Annotated in this window: 5 protein-coding genes; 1 reads left to right on the plus strand and 4 read right to left on the minus strand. The window is 36.5% G+C overall.

All coding sequences use genetic code 11. The features are described from left to right. Positions 1-455: 455 nt before the first annotated feature. A complete protein-coding gene (locus LEP1GSC059_RS04630; RefSeq protein WP_002178885.1) occupies positions 456-1,901 on the minus strand; it encodes a sodium:proton antiporter in 1,446 nt (481 codons plus the stop codon). 916 nt (positions 1,902-2,817) lie between these two features. On the opposite strand from LEP1GSC059_RS04630, the gene perRB reads away from it, so the two are divergent. Further along, a complete protein-coding gene (gene perRB / locus LEP1GSC059_RS04640) occupies positions 2,818-3,255 on the plus strand; it encodes a peroxide-responsive transcriptional repressor PerRB (protein WP_002178866.1) in 438 nt (145 codons plus the stop codon). Here the strand turns inward: perRB and lpdA are convergent. The 3 genes from lpdA to LEP1GSC059_RS23985 all read right to left on the minus strand — a co-directional run bounded on the left by lpdA (position 3,252) and on the right by LEP1GSC059_RS23985 (position 5,869). Then, positions 3,252-4,670, minus strand: coding sequence for a dihydrolipoyl dehydrogenase (gene lpdA, locus LEP1GSC059_RS04645; RefSeq protein ID WP_020980362.1), 1,419 nt, complete (start codon positions 4,668-4,670; stop codon positions 3,252-3,254). The genes perRB and lpdA overlap by 4 nt on opposite strands. Before the next feature lie 519 nt (positions 4,671-5,189). Further along, entirely contained in the window at positions 5,190-5,591 is a 402-nt protein-coding gene (locus LEP1GSC059_RS23980; protein ID WP_238323701.1) for an IS5 family transposase, read from the minus strand. A 47-nt stretch (positions 5,592-5,638) separates the two neighbouring features. Then, entirely contained in the window at positions 5,639-5,869 is a 231-nt protein-coding gene (locus tag LEP1GSC059_RS23985) for a transposase (RefSeq protein ID WP_004426853.1), read from the minus strand. Between the last annotated feature and the right edge of the window lie 131 nt (positions 5,870-6,000).

The following is a 6,000-nucleotide window of genomic DNA, read 5'->3' on the forward strand; positions in this document are numbered from 1 at the left end:
TTTTTACGAAAAATTTAGTTTTATACTATAATGTGAGTTCGGTGTAAGGAATTCATTTTTCTGAAAAAAATTCGGATCTGAACTTTATCGATCCATTCTTTAATACAATAGAGTTGTTGAAAAATGAATCTCTATTTGTTTCTGTTTCATGGAAGCGCTGATTAAAACAGTTTTGTTAATCTGAACTATGGAATTTTTTCAATAATTCTATTGTTTAAAAATTTGTGGGAACTACTCTATTTTATTAAAAATTTCTAAAGAATGATCGTGTAAAAAAATTCTTTGAAGTTTTGAGAAAAGTTCTATTTCAAATTCACATTATATTCTAAATTTCTTACACTAAATCCGCATTAGATTAAAACGAGCCAAGAAGAGTTTGTCCGTTTTCGGTCTGAATATTACAACTCGAGAAGAAGGCCCTTCTCGAATAGAAAAGGGCCGGAGAAAATTTTTTCTTAACGAAAGAAGATAAATGTAAGAAGTATAAAGGTAGGAACCAATATTGCAAAAGAATAAAGTACATACCCACCGAAGCTAGGCATCTTAATCTTATTTTCTTCTGCAACCGCTTTTACCATAAAGTTAGGTGCGTTTCCGATATACGTAAGAGCGCCCATAAAAACGGCCCCAACCGAAATTGCTTTTAGAATACTTTCTGCGTGTGGATCTGCAAGAATTTGAGCGACATTGTTCAATCCCAGAGTTCCTTTTGCCAAAGACAGAAATGTCAGGTAAGTAGGTGCGTTGTCTAATACTCCCGAAAATAAACCGGTTACCCAGAAAAATTGCCAGGTTTCGGTAACTCCCAAATCTTTTCCGTGATGTTCTAATAGAATCAGTGCAGGAATCATAGTGATAAAAATTCCTATGAACAGATAAGCGACTTCTTGAATTGGGTGAAGTGTGAATTTGTTGTGTTCTCTTACATGCCCCTTGGTAGTAAACTTAGACGCGAAAATCAAACCGACCAATACCCCTTCTCTTATGAATGCTATATAAGGATTTTCATGGATTGCGGGAATGTAGTTTTGATTTAAATATGCGACAGACAAGACAACTCCGAGTAGCCAGATAAAATTTACCTGACCTTCTAGGCTGATTTTTTCCTTATGAGTATGATCTTTTTTTAGATCCTTTGCGGTTTCTTTTTTATAAGCGATCGAATCCCAGATAAAATAAAGAATCAAAAGAAGAATTCCTGCGACTAGTAATTCAGGTAAGAGTTTAAATGTCCAAGTGAACGGAACTCCGATCAGATAACCTAAGAATAGAGGAGGATCTCCGAGAGGAGTTAAAGAACCTCCTATGTTAGAAACTAAAAAGATAAAAAAGACTACTGTGTGAACTACGTGTTTTCTTTCCGAATTCGTTTTTAAAATTGGACGAATTAAAAGCATGGAAGCTCCTGTAGTTCCAATAAATGAAGCCAGGAAGGTTCCAATGATCAAAAAGATAGTATTATTTAAGGGAGTTGCTTCTATATCACCTTTCAGACGAATTCCTCCGGAGATGTAAAATAGAGAGCCTAGTAAAATGATAAATGGAACGTATTCGAACACCAATGTATGAACGATTTTACCAAACCAACCGTGTAGTACTAAAATAACAAAAGAAACTGCGCCTAACATTAGTGATAGGATCAGTTTATTGGTATTACTTTCCCACCAATGAGAGGTTGTGTGCGAAACGATTGGTAACAGTGCTATACTTAAAAGTATAAGTGCAAAAGGAATTACACTCCAGTAGGGAAGATCTTCTCCTTCGACTTCATGGTGGCCCGAGTTAGCTTCTTGTGTATGAGAAGAATCTTGGGCCGTACTTTGCGGTTCGTCTGCTAAAAGTGTTGAAGCGGATAGGGTAAGTAGAATCGCCAGAAAGACGGATGTAAATTTTTGTTTCATGGTTTGTATCATCTGAAGAATTTTTAGACATATTATGAATTTGAAAGAAAGAGTAAAAGTAAAAAGACTTTCTGTTTATTTTTTTTTACGTGGTTTTAGATTCGAGCTTTGCGTTTGAAAATGTTTCAAAACATAAAAAATTTCGAAAGACAAAGTTGTTTTTAGAGGTTAGGCGGAGGAATTTTTAAAAATCCGTGTTTTGTCGAGGTTCGTAAAACGCCACTTTGTGCAGAATGATTTCTACAAATGGTTTTCTACGGGAATTTTTTTTATATCCTACTGATCTTTATAAAACTTGAGCATCTTTCATTTTTATCGTAAAAAAACTGCTTCAGTGCAAAATATTGACTATTTTATTTTATGATTCTGAGTAATATTTATTCATTAGAATTGTTGAAAAATTTCATAGTAACGATCAATAAAACTACTTCAATCGACCGTTTGCATGAAACAGAAACTAAATGGCGATTCATTTTCCAACAACTCTATTAGAATTGTTTGTAATAAAAAAAGTGGTAGTTCCCACATTTTTTAGAAACTAAGATGTGATTGTTGGTTGGCCCGAGGAACTTGGGCTGGTTTTAAAGAATCGTGATTTATGTTTTCGTTAAAAAATAAAATGTGGGAACTCATACAAATCAAGTTTTTACGCGAACTTGTTTATTCCAGGATAATTGGCTTTTTAGAAAGAGTTCTAACTTTTAAGACGAACTCATATATCATTTTTATACTTCTTTGTCGGACGAGCCGGTGCATACAAAATTACTATCCAATGTGACGTAAACTGTGGGAACTACCACAGTTTACAGAATATGGATTGATCGGTTTTGAAACAAGTTCCAAATAAAATTGTGCGGAAACAAAGTTTTCGGATGTCTTATTGGTAAGAGGTTCCCGAAAACGGGATTCTAAAAAAATGGAAGCGTTATTTGCTAAAAAAGTTTGTCTCACTCCGATGGAAATAGAGCGGAGATTAAAATCAGTTTCCATACAACCTACAATGCAGAGAATATCAATCTGTCAGTATGTACTCTGTGAAGCCGATCATCCAACTGCGGAAGTAGTCAAAGAGTGGGTGGATAGTCGTTCGTTTAAAATGAGTTTAGCGACTATTTATAATACTTTGAACATTTTAGTTTCCGCCGGATTATTGAGAGAGTTTAAATTTTCCTGTTTGGGAAAGTCGGTTTATGACAGCAATATCATAGATCACTATCATTTCTTTGACGAGAAAAGCGGAAAGTTTCACGATATAGATCCTTCTTTACTTTCTCTTAATTCTAAACTCCCACCCGAATTTCAGGTTAACAAAACAGATATATTACTTACCGGAAACCTAGTTTTAGAAATCTAGAGATTGATTGCTTCACCAAGTGCCGCCCCAAAAGACTCCATTACGGTTTCTGAAAGTGTTGGATGAGCAAAAATCGTAGACGCAATTTCTTTTGCAGTCAGCTCCTGAGTAATTCCCAAAGAAACCGCAGGTAAAAGTTCTGTCACACCGGGACCAATGAGATGGGCTCCTAAAATTTCACCCGAGTTTTTATCTACGATTACTTTTGTAAAACCTCCAGTATCTCCCATGGCCTTGGCCCTACCGCTGGCAACAAATGGAAACTTACCCACACTGATCGTATAACCCATGTCAGTCGCTTTTTTTTCGGTAAATCCTATGGAGGCGACTTCCGGATGACAATACGTACAACCCGGAATTGCGTTGTAGTCAATCGGAATATAACTAAGATGATGGGGATTTCCGGAGTGAATTGAAATTGCTTCTACTGCTTTGATTCCTTCCATAGAAGCAACGTGAGCAAGAAGTGGAGGGCCGTTACAATCTCCGATTGCGTAGATATGAGGAACGCTCGTTTTATATTTAGTATCCGTTTTAACAAAACCTTTCTGAAGAAAAATTCCGATTTCTTCCAAACGTATAGAATCCGTGTTTGGAACCAGACCAATGGAAACCAAAATTTTTTCTGCTTCAAAAGATTCTCCCACTTCGGGAAGATTTTTACCTTTGAGAAGAACTTTTACTTTGCCGTTTTCGATTTTGGGATCGGAAACTCCAACTCCGGTAAGAACTCTAATTCCTCTTTTGACAAAAGACTTTTCAAGGAACGTTGAAATTTCTTTATCTTCAACGGGAAGAATTTGATCTAACATTTCGACTAACGTAACTTTGGTGCCCATCGTAGAATAAAAGTCGGCGAACTCCACGCCGATCGCGCCCGCACCAACGATCAAAAGAGATTCTGGAATTTTTTCCTGGATCATGGCAGTTTTTGAGGAAAGGACCGCGGTTCCGTCAAAAGGTAAACCTGGAAGTTCTCTTGCCCTTGCTCCAGTTGCGAGAATAAAATATTTAGATGTAATCTCTTCTTTGGAAGAATCCGGAAGCCAAATCGTATTCGGATCTTTGAATACTGCAGTACCCTTTTTACGAGTGATTTTATTTTTGTTTAAAAGAAATTCCACACCGGAAGCCATACCTTCCGCTACGTTTCTAGAACGTTGAATGATTGCGGTAAAATCAGGTTTAGCTTCCGAAAGATTGATCCCATATTCTTTGGCAGAATGGAGTTTTTCTAAAAGATGGGCCGATTCTAAAAGAGCTTTGGTGGGAATACAACCCCAGTTTAAACAGATTCCACCTGGTTTGTCTTTTTCGACAATACAAACGCTCATTCCCAATTGAGCGGCTCGAATTGCGGCTACGTAACCGCCTGGCCCCGCGCCGATGACTGTGAGATCGTAAGATTCTGGCATAAATTTATAAATTCTCCGGAGTTATTAGAATCGAATCGGAAAAGATTGTGCAAGGATTTTTTTAAGAATAACTTTGAAACAATCATGGTGGCTACTACGTTTCAAACAATAGACGAACCTGCTAGTGCCGATCTTCACTTCGATTCTGCATTCACTATTTTAATACTAGTTCGGTATAACCAATGTGAAAGAGATTATTATGTACAATCTGTAACACTTGAGTTTTTAGTTCGGCTTGGTTTTCCGTCTAACACACGTTAGTTACTGTTATCATTTTTAGGCAATTACAAATCGTAACCTATAATATTCCTAATTACTGAATTAAAATCAATTGAAGCGGGATTCTATAATAAATTACTACTCGGACGCATAAATAGAATACTTAGATTAGATTGTTTCAATAATTTGAATGTTTTAGCCATGCTCTAAAATATCGCAAATCCCGCATTTGCGTTAATTTTTAAATAACTCTATTTTTCCCAAAATTCGACCGTTAATAACTAAGAGCCGGTCTCAAAACTACCTATCAAAAAAGTTAAAAGCAATGATAGAGCTTGCGAGATAAAGAGATGCAAGATAATTTTCAGATTTTCTTTCCCAACGAATTAGGATAGCCCTGAATCGATTGTGCCAACTGTTAGTTCTTTCAACGACCCAACGTCTAGGTTTTCCTTTATATTTACCGATGAGAGGCTTTTCACCTTTTTTCCGAATATGAGATTGAATGTTTCTTCTTTTGATTAAAACTTCTATATCTTTGAAATCATAACCTTTATCTAAACAAATATGTTTTGGCTTCTTTCTTCTTTTTCCGGAAAATATTAGGATTGAATTCAACGTATCTTTTACACCGTGTTTGTCATGAACGTTAGCTCCAGTCAATGTAATTGCCAAAGGAATTCCATTTCCATCTGTAAGAATATGCCGTTTAACCCCTAATTTGGCACGGTCTGTAGGGTTTTTCCCAGTTAAGCTCCCCCTTTGGGAGCTTTAACCATTGCCGAATCCATCGAAGCCCAGTCCCATGCTATTTGATTCTTTACATCATAATATTTTAAAATAGATTTATAAATCTTTTTGAATACTCCTGCTCGTTCCCATTCTTGAAATCTTCTGTGACAAGTTTGGCCTGATCCAAACTCATTCGGAATGGCACGCCACTGACAGCCTGTTTTCATTCGATAGATGATACCTGACATTACTACTCGTGTTGGTACTCGATTGCGACCTAACCTAGTTACGTAAAAACGGACACCTTTTTCTCAGCAAATGAGGTAAAGGTGAAAAATGAATAAAAAAGGAAAATACTCTCCGGAGTTTAAAGAACAAG

The organism is Leptospira noguchii serovar Panama str. CZ214 (genome assembly GCF_000306255.2).
Taxonomy (GTDB): Bacteria; Spirochaetota; Leptospiria; order Leptospirales; family Leptospiraceae; genus Leptospira; species Leptospira noguchii.